This window comes from Pantoea deleyi, from assembly GCF_022647325.1.
Lineage (GTDB): Bacteria > Pseudomonadota > Gammaproteobacteria > Enterobacterales > Enterobacteriaceae > Pantoea > Pantoea deleyi.
This window is the reverse complement of sequence record NZ_CP071405.1, coordinates 251,916-272,111: the sequence shown is the minus strand read 5'-3', so window position 1 is coordinate 272,111 and position 20,196 is coordinate 251,916. Positions and strand designations below refer to the sequence as shown.

General features: G+C 62.0%; 17 protein-coding genes. 4 read left to right on the top strand and 13 right to left on the bottom strand.

Annotated features, from left to right (window positions below; translation table 11 throughout):
• Positions 1–20: 20 nt before the first annotated feature.
• From J1C59_RS01230 to J1C59_RS01215, 4 genes are all read right to left on the bottom strand, one after another.
• A complete protein-coding gene (locus J1C59_RS01230; protein WP_140917398.1) occupies positions 21–917 on the bottom strand; it encodes an alpha/beta hydrolase in 897 nt (298 codons plus the stop codon).
• A 168-nt stretch (positions 918–1,085) separates the two neighbouring features.
• Entirely contained in the window at positions 1,086–1,430 is a 345-nt protein-coding gene (locus J1C59_RS01225) for a hypothetical protein (protein ID WP_111139299.1), read from the bottom strand.
• 23 nt (positions 1,431–1,453) lie between these two features.
• Complete coding sequence (locus tag J1C59_RS01220; RefSeq protein ID WP_140917399.1) at positions 1,454–2,800, bottom strand: cation:proton antiporter; 1,347 nt, start codon at positions 2,798–2,800, stop codon at positions 1,454–1,456.
• Positions 2,801–2,862: 62 nt separating this feature from the next.
• Positions 2,863–4,065, bottom strand: a complete 1,203-nt coding sequence (locus J1C59_RS01215; RefSeq protein ID WP_140917400.1) for an MFS transporter — start codon at positions 4,063–4,065, stop codon at positions 2,863–2,865.
• Positions 4,066–4,159: 94 nt separating this feature from the next.
• Here J1C59_RS01215 and J1C59_RS01210 point away from each other — a divergent pair, with 94 nt between their 5' ends.
• On the top strand, positions 4,160–5,110 hold the full coding sequence (locus J1C59_RS01210; protein WP_128086893.1) for a LysR family transcriptional regulator: 951 nt from the start codon (positions 4,160–4,162) through the stop codon (positions 5,108–5,110).
• A 66-nt stretch (positions 5,111–5,176) separates the two neighbouring features.
• Here the strand turns inward: J1C59_RS01210 and J1C59_RS01205 are convergent, their stop codons facing one another.
• The 8 genes from J1C59_RS01205 to J1C59_RS01170 form a co-directional block, all read right to left on the bottom strand.
• Entirely contained in the window at positions 5,177–5,674 is a 498-nt protein-coding gene (locus tag J1C59_RS01205) for a TIGR00645 family protein (protein WP_128086892.1), read from the bottom strand.
• 54 nt (positions 5,675–5,728) lie between these two features.
• Entirely contained in the window at positions 5,729–8,404 is a 2,676-nt protein-coding gene (kdpD, locus tag J1C59_RS01200; protein ID WP_111139304.1) for a two-component system sensor histidine kinase KdpD, read from the bottom strand.
• 16 nt (positions 8,405–8,420) lie between these two features.
• Positions 8,421–8,987 carry a potassium-transporting ATPase subunit KdpC gene (gene kdpC / locus J1C59_RS01195; protein WP_140917401.1) on the bottom strand — a complete coding sequence of 189 codons (567 nt, stop codon included), beginning with the start codon at positions 8,985–8,987 and terminating at the stop codon, positions 8,421–8,423.
• A 10-nt stretch (positions 8,988–8,997) separates the two neighbouring features.
• Positions 8,998–11,046: a potassium-transporting ATPase subunit KdpB gene (gene kdpB, locus J1C59_RS01190; RefSeq protein WP_128086404.1), complete on the bottom strand. Its 2,049-nt coding sequence runs from the start codon at positions 11,044–11,046 to the stop codon at positions 8,998–9,000.
• Positions 11,043–12,731: a potassium-transporting ATPase subunit KdpA gene (gene kdpA, locus J1C59_RS01185; RefSeq protein ID WP_128086403.1), complete on the bottom strand. Its 1,689-nt coding sequence runs from the start codon at positions 12,729–12,731 to the stop codon at positions 11,043–11,045. The genes kdpB and kdpA overlap by 4 nt, the downstream gene beginning before the upstream one ends.
• Positions 12,731–12,820, bottom strand: a complete 90-nt coding sequence (gene kdpF / locus J1C59_RS01180) for a K(+)-transporting ATPase subunit F (RefSeq protein ID WP_010253443.1) — start codon at positions 12,818–12,820, stop codon at positions 12,731–12,733. Before kdpF ends, kdpA begins: the two co-directional genes overlap by 1 nt.
• Positions 12,821–12,928: 108 nt before the next feature.
• Positions 12,929–14,095, bottom strand: a complete 1,167-nt coding sequence (locus tag J1C59_RS01175) for an HD-GYP domain-containing protein (RefSeq protein ID WP_128086402.1) — start codon at positions 14,093–14,095, stop codon at positions 12,929–12,931.
• 477 nt (positions 14,096–14,572) lie between these two features.
• On the bottom strand, positions 14,573–15,073 hold the full coding sequence (locus J1C59_RS01170; RefSeq protein WP_128086401.1) for a GNAT family N-acetyltransferase: 501 nt from the start codon (positions 15,071–15,073) through the stop codon (positions 14,573–14,575).
• Between the two features lie 72 nt (positions 15,074–15,145).
• On the opposite strand from J1C59_RS01170, the gene J1C59_RS01165 reads away from it, so the two are divergent.
• Positions 15,146–16,978 (top strand): ABC transporter ATP-binding protein, encoded by a 1,833-nt coding sequence (locus tag J1C59_RS01165; protein ID WP_128086400.1) that lies wholly within the window; start codon positions 15,146–15,148, stop codon positions 16,976–16,978.
• Here J1C59_RS01165 and J1C59_RS01160 read toward each other — a convergent pair.
• Positions 16,975–18,099 carry a GNAT family N-acetyltransferase gene (locus J1C59_RS01160; protein WP_128086399.1) on the bottom strand — a complete coding sequence of 375 codons (1,125 nt, stop codon included), beginning with the start codon at positions 18,097–18,099 and terminating at the stop codon, positions 16,975–16,977. The genes J1C59_RS01165 and J1C59_RS01160 overlap by 4 nt on opposite strands.
• A 141-nt stretch (positions 18,100–18,240) precedes the next feature.
• Here J1C59_RS01160 and J1C59_RS01155 point away from each other — a divergent pair, with 141 nt between their 5' ends.
• Positions 18,241–19,146 carry a LysR family transcriptional regulator gene (locus J1C59_RS01155; protein WP_140917402.1) on the top strand — a complete coding sequence of 302 codons (906 nt, stop codon included), beginning with the start codon at positions 18,241–18,243 and terminating at the stop codon, positions 19,144–19,146.
• Positions 19,147–19,244: 98 nt separating this feature from the next.
• Positions 19,245–20,186 (top strand): glutathione S-transferase family protein, encoded by a 942-nt coding sequence (locus J1C59_RS01150; protein WP_128086398.1) that lies wholly within the window; start codon positions 19,245–19,247, stop codon positions 20,184–20,186.
• Positions 20,187–20,196: the final 10 nt, after the last annotated feature.

Genomic DNA, 20,196 nt, shown 5'->3' with positions numbered 1-20,196 from the left:
CTGCACTACGCCGGGGCAACTCAGCCGACCCGATCCAGCCAGCGGACATACGCCTGATCCCATAACGCCGCGGGCGTTCCCGCCTTGCCCAGACCAAATCCATGCCCGCCTTTGCTGATCTGAATCAGCTCAACCGGCACGCGATTGCGGCGACAGGTGTCGCGCATCAGCTCGGTATTAAAGGGATTGGAGGTGTGATCGTCCTCGGCCTGCGCCAGAAACGTCGGCGGATAGTGCCGGGTCACAAAGTTCTGTACCGACCAGTTCGCCTCATCCTGCGGCGTGGCATTTTTGCCGACCATCATCAGATGGGTGTTGGTGTGCTGATAAGGCGCTTCCAGGGTAATCACCGGATAGATCAGCCCCACGCTGTCGACGCCGGGCACCACCTCATCCAGCGAATCGATGGCGGGATAGGATTGAAAGTCCGGCCGCGCCGCCGCCAGCCCCAGCAGATGCCCGCCTGCCGAGAAGCCCAGCACATGCACCCTGCGTTCGAAAGATCGCACCAGCCGGATGGCGCGCTGCGCATCCTGCAGCGGTGCCAGCCGGCCCGCCTGCCACTTCTCATGCGGCAGCCGGTAGCTGAGCACATAGGCGGTGTAGCCACTGGCGTTGAGCCAGCGCGCCACCGGCCAGGCTTCGCGTGCCATGCCGATCCAGCGATAGCCGCCGCCAGCGGCAATGAGCACCGCCTCGCCATTGGGATTCTCGGGCTTAAAACGCTGAATCGCCGGGCTGACGATATTCGACCATGAACCGGTACTGTTAATCCGCAGCTGACCCGATGGGCCGCCGCCGCCGGGCGGATCGTCCGGCCAGAGGGGAATAATGTCATCGCGGGCAAATAATTTGCCGGTGGTCATGGAGAGCCCAAGCGCTCCCGTGCCGAGAATAAAGCGTCGACGCGTAATCATAATGCCTGTTAAGTGATGCCAGAGTAATAAGCCAGCCGTTGCGGCGGACTGAAGGAGAATCAACAGATGCAAGGCGGATGCCATGGCTGGCGATTATGTACGCAATGTCCCCTGAAAAGCCATAAAAAAACGCGCCCGGCAGGCGCGTTTTTCTCTGATGCAGCGCGGTTAATCTTCCTGCTGGAACTGCGCCATGACCGCCTGTTCACACTGCTGTTCATTGACGCGCAGCTTGGCGCGCTCATCGTCACCCAGCTGCAGCCAGGCGCTGGCGACTTCACGCGCCGACTCTTCATCAAATTCGGGCTGATTCATCGCCGACGGCGACTGGCTGCTCGCTACAGCCGACTTCATCTGTTCGACATAGTGATCCGCCGTCGCGACCTTTTTTTCGCCGCTGACGATGTGGCACAACTGGCTGGCATAGACATTCTGTTCTGTGTCAGCGTCGTCCGCCGCCAGCGCACTGCCGGACGCGAGGATGCTCAGCAGCACTATCTGAGTCACTTTCATTTTTTAACTCCTGTTCTTGCGGGTTAAACCTTGCGCTGAAGGGCTTCAATGCGTTTCTGACGCCAGTTCAGCAGCGACGTCACGGTGGTGCCGTGGATCACCACGCTGCAGACCACCAGTGTTAACGCCATGTTCGTCATGATTTCCATCTGCGGGCCTTCCATGCCGTGCGTCCAGGCGTAGGCGATGTAGTTCAGGCTGCCTATCCCCCGGATGCCCAGCCAGCCGATCAGCAGGCGCTGCCCCAGCGGCAGCCCGGCGCGCAGCGTCACCAGCCAGACAGCCAGCGGCCGCACCACGATGAACAGCGCCAGCCCGAGCAGCACGCCGTAGAGATTCCAGTGCTGCGCCAGCGTCACGCCCAGCACCACCATCATGCCAGCCGCCAGCAGACGTTCAATAGTATCGCCAAAAGAGAGGGCGTCGCCTACCACAAACCCAATCGATTTCACCATATTGCTGTCGCCCTGATGCGCCAGCCGCTTGTTGGGATTGACCAGCGCCTCAGAGGGGAGCACCCGCTCGTCGTCGGAGAGATCGTCGGGCTGATGACGCCGGAAAACGCCCAGCTCCGCCCGGCGCAGCCCCAGCCCGGCGGCAAAGGCGGCCAGGAAGCCGGAGGCACCCAGCCACTCCACCAGCGAATAGCTCAGCGCGATCAGCGCCAGCGCCAGAAAATCGTTGGGGGCGACATCGCCATTGGCATTGCGCAGACGGGTCGCCAGCACGCCAATCAACTGCCCCAGCACAAACCCGATGATCAGCCCGCCGCCAATCGCCCAGATCACCTCGACCGCGCCCCAGTGCGCCAGCATCGCGCCGCTCAGGCTCTCGCCATTGAACAGCAGCAGCGCCAGCATCAGCAGCGGCAGCGCGGAGCCATCATTCATGCCCGCTTCGCTGGAGATCGCCACCCGCAGCGAATCATCATCCTGCGCATCATTCACCGAGATTAAGCTCGCCAGCACCGGATCGGTGGGCGCGACGATCGCTCCAAATGCCAGCGCAATCGGCCACGCTAATCCCACCACGTAGTGCGCCAGCAGGGTCATCGCCGCCACCGTCAGCAACATGGCGGGAAATGCCAGCTTCAGTCCGGTGTGCCAGCAGTGATTCTGCAGCGGCAGGCGCAGCTTAAGGCCGGTGATAAACAGCGAGGCGGCCATGGTGATCTCGGTGATGTGCGCCACGGCTTCAGAGTGGGTAACGATATCGATATGGATAAGGTCGAAGCCCCACGGCCCGCAGAGTATCCCGGCGATAAGAAACAGGCCAAATGAGGTCACGGGTCCCCGGTGAATCCATCCGGAAGCCAGTGACATCAGCAGCAGAAGGCCGCCCGTCGCTGCTGTCCAGGCTAAAAAGTTCATAACACTCCAGATTATTTCGGGTTTATGAATAAGCCTGGCACATTTTTTGACGGGCGAGACGATCAGTTTTTCAGGTGACGACTGGCGAAACGCACCGCCAGACTGGCGGCCCCGGCCAGGGTCGCGAGCGCCACCACCCCATTCCAGCCCCAGTGCGCCAGCGCCAGACTCCCGAGCGCGGCACCGCTGGCCATCCCGATAAACACCACGGTAAACAGCAGCGCGTTGAGGCGGCTGCGAGCCTCAGGCGCCAGACCATAGACCAGCGTCTGATGCGCCACCAGCGTGGCCTGCACGCCTAAATCGAAGCCGATGGCCGACAGGACGATCAGCCCCAGCTGCGCCGGTACCGGCAGCAGCGGCAGCAGAAACATCAGCGCAAAGGAGAGCGTTACCAGCCCTGCGCCCACCAGCGTCACCCGCGCCGGGCCGATGCGGTCAGCGAAACTGCCCGCCAGCGGTGCCGCCATTGCGCCCGCCGCGCCCGCCAGGCCAAAGGCTCCGGCGATGGCACTGTCGAGATGAAAACGGTCGCTGAGCATCAGCGCCAGCGTCGACCAGAATGCGCTGAAGGCGACGGAGAGCAGCCCCTGCGCCAGCGCGGCCCGGCGCAGCGTCTGGTGGTGACGCCAGAGATGCACCAGCGACAGCAGCAGACGCGGATAGCTCACCTGGGTGCCCGGCGCGAAGCGTGGCAGAACCCGCCGCAGCGTCAGCGTGATCAGCAGCACCGACAGCGCGGCGATCATATAGAGGGTGCGCCAGCCGAAATACTCCGCCACCACGCCGCTGACGACCCGCGACAGCAGGATCCCCACCAGCAGCCCGGTCATCACCGTGCCGACTGTTTTCCCCCGGCTGCGTTCCGGTGCCAGCGCCGCCGAGGCGGGCACGATATCCTGTGCCACGGTGGCGGTCAGGCCGGTCACGAAGCTGGCGATCAGCAGCGCGCTGAGTCCGCCGGAAAAGCCGCACAGCAGCAGCGCCGCCACCAGCAGCAACCCCTTGATGAAGATGATGGTGCGCCGGTCATGGCGATCGCCCAGCGGGGCCAGCAGCAGAATACCCAGCGCATAGCCCGCCTGGGTCAGCATCGGCACCATGCCAACCGCGCCGATCCCCGCATTAAACTGCCGGCTGATGATCTCCAGCATCGGCTGGCTGTAGTAGATCGACGCGACGCTGAGTCCGGCCCCGGCGGCCAGGGTAAACACCAGCGGCGTGGCGAGCGGTTCATTGTGGGAGTGGGTCTGGATTGCTGACATGGTTCTGTTCCTCGCGATTTTCAGCCGCCATTAGAGCGCATCGCGTTTATACGCGGTAGACTGACATCAGGCAAAACCGTTATGCGTGGAGCGTATGAACAACCCGAACAGCAGCGATCGCATCGATCTGATGCAGACCTTTATCCGCATCGTCGAGAGCGGCAGCTTATCCGCCGCCGCCGCCCAGCTCGGCACCACGCAACCCACCGTCAGTCGTCGCCTGCAGTCCCTGGAGCAGCGGCTCGGCCTGAAGCTGATCCTGCGCACCACACATGCCCTGAAGCTCACCGACGATGGCGAGCGCTGCTACGCACAGGCGCGGGAGCTGCTGGCGACCTGGCATGCGCTGGAGGATGCGCTGACCGGTGCCAGTGCCGACCCGGTCGGGACGCTGCGGGTGCGCGCCCCACACGCCTTTGGTCAGGATCAGCTGATCGCCCCGCTGGTGGATTACCTGAATCGCTATCCCCGGCTCAATATTGAGTGGATGCTGAATGACCGGACGCCGGACTTTATCGCGGAAAACGTCGACTGCGCCATTCAGGTCGGCGCGCCAACCGATCCCTCCGTGGTGGCGATTCTGCTGGCCGAGGTGCCGCGCATCGTGGTGGCGGCTCCGTCGCTGCTGGCCCGGCACCCGCCAGTTGAAGCGGTCGGACAGCTGCGCGATCTGCCGTGGCTGGCCCTGACCAGTTTTTACCGTAATGAGGTGGCGCTGCAGAAAATCGATGACGGCCAGCCGGTGAACCTGCCGATTACGCCCCGCCTCGCCAGCGACAGCCTCTATGCGGTGCGCAAAGCGGCGCTGGCGGGGATGGGCGCGGCAATTGTCTCCTCCTGGGCGGTGCAGGAGGATCTGGCGGCGGGCAGCCTGGTGCAGCTGGTGCCCGCCTGGCAGGCTCCGGCGCTGCCGGTATGGCTGACCTACCCCTGGGCAAGTTACTACCCGGCCCGGCTGCAGCACTTTTTTTCCATGATCAAAGAGGTGATGCCGCAGCTGGCCGGCACGCGTCCGGCCTCGCCGCGCGCTCAGCCAGCGGGGTAATCAGAAAAACAGGGGGAACGCGGTTGAAACAGGTGCCCGCGTCAGCGGGCTACCGGAGGCGAGAGGTTACTTCTTATCGCTGCGCGACATCTTGTCCAGCCAGCCCATCACAAAGGCGGAGAGCACAAAGGTCAGGTGGATAATCACGTACCACATCAGCTTGCCGTTATCGACATTGCGCGCCTCCATAAACACCCGCAGCAGGTGAATCGAGGAGATCGCGACGATTGAGGCGGCCACTTTGTTCTTCAGCGAGCCGGAGTCCATCTTGCCCAGCCAGCTCAGCTTCTCTTTATCTTCGTCGATATCGAGCTTGGAGATGAAGTTCTCATAACCTGAGAGCATCACCATCACCAGCAGGCCGCCCACCAGCGTCATATCCACCAGCGACAGCAGCAACAGGATCAGATCGTTTTCCGCAATGCTGAAAATGTTGGGCAGCAGGTGAAAAATTTCCTGGAAAAATTTAATGGTCAGCGCCAGCAAACCCAGCGAAAGTCCAATGTAAACCGGAGCCAGCAACCAGCGCGATGCATACATCAGGTTTTCGGTAAAACGTTCCATACAATCCCACACGTAATCAGACAGGTCCGGGAGTATAACCGATTCACTGTGAAGTTATTTCAGCCCTTCTTCAGAAATTTCAGGCGCGGGCGGCAGGGGCAGCGAGAGGCGGAAAGCCGCGCCGCCTTCGGCCCGGTTCTCGGCCCAGATCTGCCCGCCGTGGCTCTCGATAATGGTCTTACAGATCGCCAGCCCCAGGCCCACGCCCGGCACCGCCGACTCTTTATCGCCGCGTGAAAACTTATCAAATATCCGGCTGAGATCCCCTTCCGCAATGCCCGGTCCGCCATCCCAGACCGAAATCTCCAGCCGGGTGGCGGCGCGCCAGGCGCGGATACCGCGCGGCGCGCAGTTACCGGCATACTTCAGGCTGTTCTCGATCAGATTGGTGAAGACGCGCTCCAGCAGCGTGCTGTCGCCTTTGATCAGCACAATGTCATCCGGCAGGTCGAGCTGAACCTCATGCCCTTTCAGCGACGGAGCCATGCTGCTCAGCGCGCCGCCGATCACCTCCTCCAGCGCCAGCCACTCCTCCCGCAGATTCAGCCCGCCCGACTGGATGCGGGCCATATCCAGCATATTGCTGACCAGCCGGATCGTGCTCAGCGTCTGTTCGCGGATCTGACTCGCCTGCGGCACATATTTTGAGTTGTCACCGGCAAGGTCGAGCATCAGCATCTCCGCCTGACCAAACAGCACGGTCAGCGGCGTGCGCAGGTCGTGTGACAGCGCCGACAGCAGGGCGTTACGCAGCTGCTCCCGCTCGGCCGCAAGTCGGGAGGCCGCCTCGCTGTGCGACAGCGCCATCCGCTCCAGGGCGTTGGCGATCAGCACCGTGAAGGTCTCCACCAGCCGCTGCTGCTCGGGGATCATCAGCTGCCGCAGGTTCTGCGGCTCCACCACCAGCAGGCCGCGGCAGTGTGCGCCGCTTTTCAGCGGCAGGATCTGATAAGGCACCGCCGGTAAGGTATCGGTGCCTGCACCCGCCGGCTGGCCTTTGCTGTAGCTCCATTTGGCAATTGCCCGATCCGGCTCGCTGGTCGGCAGTGCCTCGCCCACCGGCTGCAGCTCACCCTGCTCATCCGGCAGCAGCAGCAGGCAGCGCGCCTGCAGCGTGGCGTCGAGCACCCGCTGGCTGGTGGCGGCAATATCCTGCGGCGTTAACGCGCTGCCCAGCGATTTCGCCATCTCATAGAGCTGACGCGCCCGCTGCTCACGGTAGCGGGCGACTCGTGCCTGATAGCGCACGCCCGCCGTCAGATTACCGACGATCACCCCCACCGCCAGCATCACACCGAAGGTCACCAGATATTGCAGGTCGGAAACCGCCACCGTGCCGGTCGGCGCGACAAAGAAGAGGTCAAAGGCGACGATATTCATCACCGTGGCGATCACCGAGGGCCAGCGGCCATAGCGCAGCGCCACGATCACCACCGCCAGCAGATAGATCATCACACAGTTGGCGGGATCGAAGTTGATCAGGACGGATTGCCCGGCGGCGGTAACGACGATGCAGAGCACCAGTGCCATCATCACGCCGCGCAGCTGCACCCGCCATTTTTCGCTGGTGGCACGGCCATCCGGCAGCGGATGCGGCGCATCCTTAAGCGGCTCATCCAGCGCCACCACCAGCAGATCGAGATCCGGCCCCAGCTGGCCCAGCCGTTCGGCAAAACTGTCACGCCGCCAGCGCCGCAGCGGACGACGGCCGGTGACAATTTTGCCCAGGTTGTGCTCGCGGGCGTAGCCCAGCACCGCCTCCGCCTCATCCGGCTCCGAGAGCGTGGCGGTTTCCGCGCCCAGCTCCTGCGCCAGCTGCAGGGTGCGCAGGATAGCCCGTCGCCGGGCTTCCGGCAGCCGGTGCAGCCGGGGCGTTTCGACATAGACCGCGTGCCACTCGCTGCCGAGCCGGGCGGCCAGCCGGGCGGCGGTGCGCACCAGCTTTTCACTGCCGCTGTCGTCGCCAATGCAGAGCAGGATCGCGTCGCGGGTGTGCCAGACGCGATCCCGGCCCTGCTGGTCACGCCAGGCACGCATCTGATCGTCCACCCGATCGGCCGTGCGGCGCAGGGCCAGCTCACGCAGGGCGAACAGGTTGCCTTTGCGGAAGAAGTTTTCGATGGCGCGCTCCGCACGGTCGCCAATGTAGACCTTGCCCTCTTTCAGACGCTGACGCAGATCGTCGGGCGGCAGATCGACCAGCACCACCTCGTCGGCGCTGTCGAAGAAAGGATCGGGCACGGTTTCCCGCACCTGAATGCCGGTCACGCCGCCGACCACATCGTTGAGGCTTTCCAGATGCTGCACGTTCACGGTGGTCAGGACGTCGATGCCCGCCTCCAGCAGCTCCTCGATATCCTGCCAGCGCTTGGGATGACGCGATCCCTGAACGTTGGTGTGCGCCAGCTCATCCATCAGGATCACCGCCGGATGGCGGGCCAGCGCGGCATCCAGATCGAACTCCGCATGGCGTGAACGCCCGGTCGCACGACGCGGCAGCAGGGTTAACCCTGTCAGCAGCTGGGCGGTTTCCGGTCGCTCATGGGTCTCAACCACCCCGATCAGGACATCCAGCCCCTGCGCACGCAGCCGCTGCGCCTCCTGCAGCATGGCGTAGGTTTTGCCCACGCCCGCACAGGCACCAAAGTAGATTTTCAGCCGTCCGCGATGCGTTTCGCGGTTAGCCTGCAGCAGCGCGTCAGGATCGGGACGCTGGGGTTCGTGGTTCATAGCTTCCTTAACACCATTACAGTTCGTTGAGCGCCATATTCAGCTGCAACACGTTGACGGTCGGCGTCCCCAGGAAGGGCATCAGCGGACGGTGCGTCATCTTCTCAATCAGCGCCTCTACCTGTGGCAACGGCAACTGGCGGCTGGCGGCCACCCGCGGCGCCTGCCACAGGGCAGCCTGGGCCGAAATATCGGGATCCAGACCACTGGCAGAGGCGGTGACCAGCTCAACCGGCACCGCGGCAGACGCCTGCGGATTGGCGGCCCGCAGTGCCGCAACGCGCGCCGTCACGGCGTTGTCCAGCGCCGGGTTACTGGCGGCCAGATTGCTGCCCCCGGAGGAGAGCGGGTTATAGGGCTTATCGCTGGTGGCGGAAGGACGGCCCCAGAAATAGCCGGGCCGGGTAAAGTTCTGGCCAATCAGCGCTGATCCGCGTGCGGCGCCATCCTCTTCCAGCAGCGAGCCGCCGGACTGCGATGGAAACAGCCACTGCGCCAGTCCGGTGGTGAGGAAAGGATAAACCACGCCGGTAACCAGCGTAAGCAGCAACAGCAGTAAAACGGCCGGACGTAACTGACTCATTTTTCTCTCCTCAGGCCATGCCTGATAACACTAACAGCAGATCGATGGCTTTGATGCCGACGAACGGCACCAGCAGACCACCCAGACCGTAAATCAGCAGGTTGCGGCGCAGCAGGGCCGCCGCGCTGAGCGGGCGATAGCTGACGCCTTTCAGGGCCAGCGGGATCAGGAAAACAATCACCAGCGCGTTAAAGATCACCGCCGACAGAATGGCGCTGGCGGGCGAGTGCAGCTGCATCACGTTGAGCATGTTGAGCTGCGGATAGGTCGCCGCAAACGCCGCCGGAATAATGGCGAAATATTTCGCCACGTCATTGGCGATACTGAAGGTGGTCAGCGAACCGCGCGTCATCAGCATCTGTTTGCCGATGTGCACCACCTCCAGCAGCTTGGTCGGGTTCGAGTCGAGGTCAACCATGTTGCCCGCCTCTTTTGCCGCCTGCGTCCCGGAGTTCATCGCCACCGCCACATCCGCCTGCGCCAGGGCAGGCGCATCGTTGGTGCCGTCACCGGTCATCGCCACTAAGCGCCCTTCCGCCTGATACTGGCGAATCAGCGCCAGCTTCGCTTCCGGCGTCGCCTCCGAGAGGAAATCATCCACGCCCGCTTCTGCGGCAATCGCGGCGGCGGTCAGCGGGTTATCGCCGGTGATCATCACCGTTTTGATGCCCATTTTGCGCAGCTCGGCAAAACGCTCTTTGATGCCGCCCTTCACGATATCCTTCAGGGCCACCACGCCCAGCACGTTCGCGCCCTCGGCCACCACCAGCGGCGTTCCGCCGGTACGGGCGACCTCTTCCACCTGAGCGTTAACCTCCGCAGGGAAACGCCCCTGATTCGCTTCGATGTGGCGACGCACCGCATCCACCGCGCCCTTGCGGATCAGGCGATCCTGCACGTTAACGCCGCTCATGCGGGTCTGGGCGGAGAACGGAATAAAGCTGGCCCCCATGCTGCTGAGATCGCGCTCGCGCAGATTAAACTGCTGTTTCGCCAGCACCACGATGCTGCGCCCTTCCGGCGTCTCATCGGCCAGCGAGGCGAGCTGCGCGGCGTCGGCCAGCTGCTCTTCGCTGACGCCCGGTGCGGGCAGAAACTGCGTCGCCTGGCGGTTACCGAGCGTGATGGTGCCGGTTTTATCCAGCATCAGGACATCCACATCCCCTGCGGCTTCGACCGCACGGCCACTGGTGGCGATGACATTGGCCCCCAGCATCCGGCTCATGCCCGCCACGCCAATCGCCGACAGCAGCCCCCCGATGGTGGTCGGGATCAGGCAGACCAGCAGCGCCACCAGCACCGTTACGCTGACCGGCGTGCCGCCCCAGGCCGAGAATGGCCAGAGCGTCACGGTTGCCAGCAGGAACACAATGGTCAGTGAGACCAGCAGAATAGTCAGGGCGATCTCGTTCGGCGTTTTACGGCGTTTCGCGCCCTCGACCATCGCGATCATCCGGTCAAGGAAGGTTTCGCCCGGGTTGGCGCTACAGGTGATCACCAGCCAGTCGGAGAGGATACGGGTCCCGCCGGTGACAGAGGCGAAGTCCCCGCCCGATTCACGGATCACCGGCGCGGATTCCCCGGTAATGGCGCTCTCATCCACCGAGGCGCCGCCCTCCACGACTTCACCGTCGCAAGGGATGATGTCGCCCGCTTCCACCAGCACCGCGTCGCCTTTACGCAGCTGATCGGCGCCCACCTGCTGCCACTCAGCGCCATAGCGCGCCGCCGCAAGTTTTTTAGCAAAGCTGGTCTTTTTTACCCCTTTCAGGCTGCTGGCCTGGGCCTTACTGCGCCCTTCGGCCAGCGCCTCCGCCAGGTTGGCGAACAGCACGGTAAACCAGAGCCAGAGCGCGATCGCGCCGGTAAAGCTGGCGCTGCCGCCGACACGGCCAGCCAGCATCGCCAGCGCCAGCAGCGAGGTCAGAATGCTGCCGAGGTAGACCACAAACATCACCGGGTTACGAAACTGTACCCGCGGATCGAGCTTTTTCACCGCATCCCAGGCCGAGGTGCGCAGCAGGGCTGCGTCAAATAATGCCTGTTGTTGACGACTCATGAGGATTGTCCCTGAACAAGTTGCAGATGCTCAGCCACCGGGCCGAGGGCCAGAGCAGGAATAAAGGTCAGTGCACCCACCAGCAGAACGGTGCCGATCAGCAGCGCAATAAACAGCGGACCGTGCGTCGGCAGCGTGCCGTTACCCACCGGCTGCACTTTTTTCACCGCCATCGCCCCGGCAATCGCCATCACCGGAATGATGATGCCGAAACGGCCCAGCAGCATGCAGACGGCCAGTAACAGGTTCCAGAACGGGGTGTTGGCACTCAGTCCGGCAAAGGCGCTGCCGTTGTTATTGGCCGCCGAGGAGACCGCGTAGAGCACCTCGCTGAAGCCGTGAATGCCCGGGTTCGCCATGGCGCTGCGTCCGGCGTCCGTCATCATCGCCAGCGCAGTGCCGATCAGCACCAGCGCCGGGGTGACCAGAATCGCCAGCGCGGTCATCTTCATCTCCCACACATCCACTTTTTTACCCAGGAATTCCGGCGTACGGCCAATCATCAGCCCGGCGATAAACACCGCCAGCAGCACAAACAGCAGCATGCCGTAGAGGCCCGCGCCGACCCCGCCAAACACCACCTCGCCCAGCTGCATCAGCCACATCGGCACCATCCCGCCCAGCGCGGTAAAGGAGTCGTGCATGGCGTTCACCGCGCCGCAGGAGGCCGCCGTCGTAATCACCGCAAACAGGCTGCTGTTGAGGATGCCGAAGCGCGTCTCTTTGCCTTCCATGTTGGCGGCGCTGTCTGCGCCCATCTGCAGGAAGTGCGGATTGCCCTGCAGTTCGGCCCACATCACCACCGCCACGGCCGCGACAAACATCAGCGTCATCGCCCAGAGCAGCATGTGGCCCTGACGACGGTCACGCACGCTTTCGCCAAACGCGAAGCAGAGCGCCGCCGGGATCAGGAAGATACTGAGCATCTGCACCAGGTTAGTCAGCACAGTCGGGTTCTCAAACGGATGGGCAGAGTTGGCGTTGAAGAAGCCTCCTCCGTTGGTGCCCAGCATTTTGATCGCCTCCTGCGACGCCACCGGCCCCATCGACAGCGTCTGCTGCACCCCTTCCAGCGTGGTGAAGTTATGGTAGGGCGCAAAGTTCTGAATGCTGCCCTGGCTGACAAAGAACAGCGCCATCAGCAGGCTGATGGGCAGTAAGACGTAGAGCGTGATGCGCGTCAGGTCGCGCCAGGCGTTACCCAGCGAAGCCGAACTGCGATTCGCGAAGCCGCGGATCAGGGCAAACGCCACGGCGATACCGGTCGCGGCAGAGAGGAAGTTCTGCACCGTCAGGCCCACCATCTGACTGAAATAGCTCAGGGTGCTTTCGCCGCTGTAGGACTGCCAGTTGGTGTTGGTCACGAAGCTCACGGCGGTGTTCAGCGCCAGATGCCAGCTCAGGCCCGGCAGCTGCTGGGGATTCAGCGGCAGCGCGCCCTGCATCAGCAGGATAGCCAGCAGCAGCACGAAGCCCAGCGCATTGAACAGCAGGATCGCCAGCAGATAGTGCGGCCAGCGCATCTCCGACTGTTGTGCGCCCAGCAGTCGCCACAGCGGCGCTTCCAGACGGGCAAAGACCGGTTTGTCCGCCACCAGGGACGCCAGCCCCCGACCCAGCGGTTGCGCCAGCACCATCAGCAGCACCAGATAAAATGCGATGAGTAAAAAAGCATTGGCCGCCATCAGAAGGCCTCCGCATTTAACAGGGCATAGATCAGATAGCCCAGTAACAACACCACCAGCACGATGCCGGTTATTACGCCCACGCTCACAGGAACCTCCAGAGGTTTGGATTTATGGCTTAGCTTGCGCGGCGGCGTATAAAGAAGGGGTTAAAATGCAGCGGGCGGGCGTAAAAATAGTGTAAAAATGGCGAAAAATCAGGCGACTTCCAGCGCCCAGATACGATTCAGGTCGACGTTGCTCCAGAGCGTGCTGTCTTCTGCGCCCACAATGCTGTCGGTGCAGAAACTGTCACCCAGGTCGAGCTCCTCCGGTTTCACCTCACGCTGAGCGTGCAGCGACCAGAAGACATGCACACAGGGACGCATCAGCGACTTTTCACCCGCTTTCACCACCAGCGCCACCCGGCCGGAGGCCAGACGCACCAGTGAGCCCACCGGATAGATGCCGATGGTGCGGATAAAGGTGTGCAGCAGGCCCGGATCGAAGTGGCCGCGCCAGCTCAGCATCTGATGCATCGCCTCTGCCGGTGTCCAGCCGTTACGGTAGGCGCGGGTCGAGGTGACGGCATCATAGACGTCACACACTGCCGACATGCGCGCGTAAAGCGAAATCGCCTCGCCTTTCAGCCGGTGCGGATAGCCGCTGCCATCATACTTTTCGTGATGATGCAGGGCGATATCGATCAGATCGCTGTCGGCGTCGCACTCGATCAGGATCTGCGCGCCCACCACCGGATGCTGGCGCATTACCCGCAGCTCCTCTTCATCCAGCTTGCCGGCTTTATTCAGGATCGCCAGCGGCACGGCAGCTTTACCGACGTCATGCAGCAAACCGCCCATGCCAACCCGGCGCAGCGCGCGCTCCTCCAGACCCAGTTTTTTACCCAGCGCAATCATAAGACCGCAGACCGCCATCGAATGCAGATAGGTATAGTCATCATGATTTTTAAGCCGCGCCACGCTGAGCATGGCTGAGGGTTCACGCGTAATGGACCCGGCGATCTCATCCACCAGGTCCATCATGTAATCCAGCTTCAGGCTGTTGCCCAGCCGGGCCTCATTGAACATCGCCAGCACTTTGGGTTTGCCCTGCTGAAAGATCTGCTGTGCCTGATCCAGCTCCTGAAAAAATGGCGTCCGGGCGACGGGTTTCGTGGCATTCGGGATCGCGATCGGTGCCTGAACCGATCGATCGAGATCGATCCAGAGCTGACGGATCCCTTCATTGCGTAACTGGTCGATTTGTCGTGGATCCGCGATCAGCATCTGATTATGAATGCGCTGGTCCTTTATCCACCAGACTTCCAGCTTGTGGATAAACATACCCGGACGCAGTTCATCGATAGTAATCAGCTTTATCACGCTATCACTCCTTACTCTCTGCGGGTGGTAAGGTGATATCGGCAGCTGGACAAATTTTCTTCAGGCCGTTTTGTGCGAAGTGCGTGGCCGGTCATGTGGTCAGAGGAGCGCGCGGCTTTTTTGCCAGCCCCTGCAGAATTACTGATATTGACCCTTCTTTGATGTTTTTCCGCTTTTGCGATTTTTCATAAAACTAAGCAGGGAAATAAAATTCGTGGATCGCAACGATCCCGGTTATGCATGCTTTGATGATGGGGAAAACACGATTTTTACGGGGATGAAGGTTGATTCTTTCCGGTGGTTTGCGGCGACAGTGTGTTACATCCTCTTTGCTGTTTCCGGACTGCCCCTGTCTTAAATTCAGCGCAGGCAGCCGTACCCTGGCAGGCGCACCGGTTGTAAACAGACTCTGATTCGGAAAGCGTATTAACAATGCCACAGGTTTAATGCGGAGCGGCAGCGCCGCCGCTCCGTTTCTTACTGCTCGTGCAGCAGCTTCGCCATTATGATCACATCGCGTAACTGCCCATCGCGCAGGGCCGCCTGACGCATCACCCCTTCGCGCTCAAAGCCCAGCCGCTCGTAGAGCCGCAGCGCCCGGTCGTTGTCGTGAAACACCTCCAGCTCCATGCGGGTAATGCCCAGCCAGTTGCGGGCATAGTCGAGCGCGGTGCGGATCAGGCGCTCACCGACGCCGCGCCCGGCAAACTCGGGATGCACGCCCAGTCCGAAGCTGATGCAGTGGCGGGTGCGCGGCTTGTTATCGACAAACAGCGTCAGCTCACCGGCCAGCGAACCCTCGATCTCCGCAACGAAAGCGATAAACCCCTCGGCATCCATACGGGCGAATTTTTTCTCCCAGGTGGCTACGCTGGGAAACGGCAGTTGCAGCGTCCAGGGATAGACATCGGGATGACTGTATAGCCGTTGATAGGCCGCGGCGTCCTGCGGTTCCCGAGCCCGAATGGTGATTTCCATATTTTCTCCTTTTAGCTCAACAGGGTTCATGCACTAAGCTGTAGCTCTTTACCGGACGGAAAGAGTATCGCTATGTTGTATCGCCGTTTTGAGCGTTTTATCAATATTTTTCATGACGCGCCTACCGATTCGCCCCCTTCAACGGTCTGGTCGTTTTACTTCTACTATCTGCGGCAGGTCTGGCCAAGTTTTGCGGCCCTGCTGGTGGTGGGCCTGGCGTCAGCCCTGATCGAAGTGTCGCTGTTCAGCTATCTGAGCCGCATCATCGATATGGTCAATCACTCCACGCCCGCCACCCTGTTCCGGGATAACTGGCCGCTGCTGCTCTGGATGGCGGCGGTGGCGCTGATCCTGCGGCCGCTGTTTATTGGCCTGCATGACATGCTGGTTCATCAGAGCATCAGCCCCGGCATGACCAGCATGATCCGCTGGCAGCATCACAACTACGTGCTGCGCCAGAGCCTCAACTTCTTCCAGAGCGACTTTGCCGGGCGCATTGCGCAGCGCATTATGCAGACCGGCAATTCACTGCGCGACTCGGCGGTGCAGCTGGTCGACGCCATCTGGCATGTCCTGATCTACGCCGTCACCTCGCTGGTCCTCTTTGCCGGTGCCGACTGGCGGCTGATGATCCCGCTGATTCTGTGGATGGTCGCCTACAGCGCCTCGCTGCGCTTCTTTGTGCCGCGCGTCAAGGCGCGCTCGGTGGTCTCCTCAGAGGCCCGTTCGAAGCTGATGGGGACGATCGTGGATGGCTACACCAATATCGCCACCATCAAACTGTTTGCGCACAGCGATCTGGAACGTCAGTATGCCCGTCAGGCGATTCAGGAGCAGACCGATAAAACCCAGCACGCCAGCCGCATGGTCACCAGCATGGATCTGACGCTGTCGGCCCTGAACGGGCTGCTGATCGTCTCTACCTCCGGGCTGGCGCTCTGGCTGTGGAGCCAGTCGTTAATCAGTGTCGGTGCGATTGCGCTGGCGACCGGTCTGGTGATCCGCCTGGTCAACATGTCCGGCTGGATTATGTGGGTGGTCAACGGCATCTTCGAGAATATCGGCATGGTGCAGGATGGGCTGGAGACCATCGCGCAGCCGCTGAGCGTGCAGGATGCGCCGCAGGCGACGCAGCTTAAGGTGACGCGCGGCAATATCCGCTTTGAGGATGTGCGCTTCGATTATGGCGGCGGCCGTCAGGTGATCGACGGGTTTAACCTCGACATCAAGCCCGGCGAGAAGATCGGTCTGATCGGTCCGTCGGGCGCCGGGAAATCGACGCTGGTTAACCTGCTGCTGCGGCTCTATGACCTGAACAGCGGGCGGATTGTGATCGACGATCAGGACATCGCCTCCGTGACGCAGGAGAGCCTGCGCAGTCAGATTGGCATGGTCACCCAGGACACGTCGCTCCTGCACCGCTCCATCCGTGAAAATCTGCTCTACGGGCGTCCCGACGCCAGCGACGAGGCGCTGCAGCTGGCGATGAAACGCGCCCGCGCCGATGAGTTTATTCCGCTGCTCTCCGACGCGCAGGGCCGCACCGGGCTGGATGCACACGTCGGCGAACGCGGCGTGAAGCTCTCGGGTGGTCAGCGTCAGCGCGTGGCGATAGCCCGTGTGCTGCTGAAGGATGCGCCGGTTCTGATCATGGATGAAGCCACCTCAGCGCTCGACTCCGAGGTGGAAGCGGCCATTCAGGAGAGCCTGGAGTCGCTCATGCAGGGCAAAACCGTGATCGCCATTGCGCACCGCCTCTCCACCATCGCGAAGATGGATCGGCTGGTGGTGCTGGATAAAGGCGGTATTGCCGAGATGGGCAGCCATCACGAGCTGCTGGCGAAAAACGGCCTCTATGCCCGGCTCTGGCAGCATCAGACCGGAGGATTTGTCGGCGTCGATTAATCGCCGCGTCGATAGGGCAAGGCGTCGCGGGCTTCTTCCGCCCAGCCCCGCACGCCTTCCCGCTCCTGCACCAGAAAATCAGCGACGGCATCACGCAGGCCGGGATGCAGCAGATAGTGCCAGGAGTGGGTGATCTGCGGCTCAAAGCCGCGCACCAGCTTGTGTTCCCCCTGCGCACCCGCATCGAACCGCGTCAGCCCCTCCTCAATCGCCAGTTCCATTCCCTGATAGAAACAGGTTTCGAAGTGCAGCCGGTCAAACTCCGCCAGGCAGCCCCAGTAGCGACCGTAAAGCGTCTGACCGTCCCGCAGGTAAAAGGCCATCGCCGCCGGTTGCTGCTGTAAACGGGCGATCACCACCACGATATTCTGCGGCATCCGCTCCGCCAGCAGGCTGAAAAAGTCGCGCGTCAGATAGGGCCGCTGACCGCGCACCGCATAGGTGTTGGCGTAGCAGGTGTAGACAAAATCCCACTGTTCTTCGCGCAGCTGGTCACCGCGATAGCGGTCAAACACAAAACCGCTCTGCGCCACCTGTTCGCGCTCTTTTCGCAGCTGTTTGCGCTTGCGTGACATCAGCGTATCCAGGAAATCCTGAAAGTCGCGATAGCCGCGATTGTGCCAGTGATACTGACAACCGAGCCGTGACAGCCAGTCGGGCTGGCTGGCCAGCAGCCGATCAGCCTGTGCATCGGTGAAGTTGATATGCGCCCCGCTCAGGCCATGCTGCAGCAGGCTTGCCGGCAGAGCCGACAGCAGCTGCGCGGCGGCTGCGGGATCCCCCAGCAGGCGCGCGCCGCAGACCGGACTGAAGGGGATCGCCCCCAGCCATTTCGGATAGTAGCGGATACCGGCGCGCTGGCTGGCATCCGCCCAGGCGTGATCGAAGACATACTCACCCTGTGAATGGTATTTCTGGTAGCCCGGCAGCGCGGCGCGGGTCACGCCCTTTTCCTGCCACAGCAGATGATCGGGCTGCCAGCCTGACTCAGGCCGGACGCTGCCGCTCTGCTCTAAGGTAAGCAGAAAGGCGTGGCGCAAAAAGGGCTGGTCATCGGGCAACAGCGCATCCCACTCGGCGGCCGGGATGGCTGCCAGTGACGTCAGGTGAATCAGCGACATGAAATACTCCAGACAGCGTCGGGCAGAGCGTCAGTCAAGCAGGTTTTCCGCCCCGGCGAAAGGGTTAAGGCACACAAAGTGAAGGCTGCATCCCCTGCAGACAGCCTCTATACTGCGACTTTACCTTTGCAGGGCTTTGCCATGGATCGACTCGATTGTGACCGGATGTTTGTCACGGTGCTGGAAACCGGCAGCTTTTCGGCGGCGGCGCTTCGTCTCGGCACCAGCAGCAGTCAGGCCTCCAAGCTGGTTTCAAAGCTGGAGCAGCAGCTCGGTGTGCAGCTGTTCAAGCGCAGCACGCGCGCCCTGTCGCCGACCGATGTCGGCCGCAGCTACTATGAGCGGGTAAAACACCTGCTGGACGCCTTTGAGACGCTGGATGCCAGCGTGCGCGAAAGCGCCACCACCCCCACCGGCAGGCTGAAGATCAGCGCACCCGGCTCCTTCGGCACGGCGGTACTCTCTCAGGTGCTGGTCGCCTTTGCGCGACGCTATCCGCTGATTGAACTGGATGTCAGCTTTTCCGATCGGGCGGTCAACATCGTCGATGAGGGCTTCGATATGGCGATCCGGATCGGCAACCTCAGCGACAGCAGCCTGGTGGCCCGTAAGCTGGGCGAGGTGCATGTGCGCATCGCCGCCTCACCGGTCTACCTTGAGCAGTTCGGCACCCCGCAGCACTGGCGCGACATGGCGCAGCACCAGTGCGTTATCGACACCAATTTTCGCGATCCCTGGCACTGGCCGTTCAGCGGCGGCGAGGACAACCATGAGATCGTCACGGTGCCGGTCCGGGGCCGTCTGCGCTTCGCCAACACCGAAGCCTGCCTGCAGGCGGCGGTAGCGGGTCTGGGGATTGCGCGCCTGCCCGGCTTTATCGCGGCCCCTGCGCTGCAGCGCGGGGAGATTGTCCGCGTGCTGGAGAACTTCGATACCCCGCCGCTGGGCCTGTTTGCGGTCTATCCGCCCGCCCGCCATCTGGCCCATCGGGCGCGCCTCCTCATCGACTTCCTGGTTACCCACTTTACCCGCCATCCGCCCGCGTGATTTCTTCCATAATGGAATAAATGATTGTCTTTGTGACCGGATTATCAGCCGTTTAGTCATCAGTTAAGCTGCGGTTCAAATCACAGAGGAGTCGCACGATGTTAGTAGAGGGCAAATGGAGTAGTGACTGGCATCCGGTGCAGGCCACCGATAAACAGGGCGGTTTTGTTCGTCAGACGTCCGGTTTCCGGCATTTTATCAGCAGCGATGGCTCCACGGCGTTTGCTGCCGAACCCGACCGCTACCATCTCTATGTGGCGCTGATCTGCCCGTGGGCGTCACGCGCCCTGATCGCCCGTCAACTTAAAGGACTGGCGTCGCTGATTAGCGTTACGGTTGTTGAGCCACAGCTCGGCGCACAGGGCTGGCGCTTCGGTCACTACCCTGGCGCACAGGCCGATCCGCTGAACAACGCGCAGTACCTGCACGAGATCTACACCCGGGTTGCGCCTGATTACACGGGCCGCGCCACCGTGCCGGTCTTGTGGGACAAGAAAACCGGCACCATCGTCAGCAACGAATCGGCGGACATTGTGCGCATGTTTAACAGCGGCTTTGGCGATCTGGCCGACAACCGTATCGACCTCTATCCGGCGGCGCTGCGTGCGGAGATTGATGCGCTGAACGAGAGCCTCTATCCGCGCCTCAACAATGGCGTTTACCGCGCGGGCTTCGCCACCACGCCGGTGAGCTATCAGGCGGCGTTCAGTGACGTCTTCAGCCAGCTCGATGAACTGGAAGCCCTGCTGGGCGATGGTCGCACCTTCCTGCTGGGTGAGCGGCTGACGGAAACCGATATCCGGCTGTTCGTCACCCTGATCCGCTTTGACGCGGCCTATCATGGCCTGTTCAAATGCAACCTGCGCCGGATACGCGACTATACGCTGCTGAATCGCTATCTTAAGAGCATGCTGTCGGTCTCTGGCATACGCGAAACGGTCAATATGGACCATATCAAACAGGGTTACTATTCGATCAAGGCGCTGAATCCGAACGGGATTGTTCCGGCCGGCCCCGATCTGAGCGAATACGGTTTTTAAAGGAGCAACG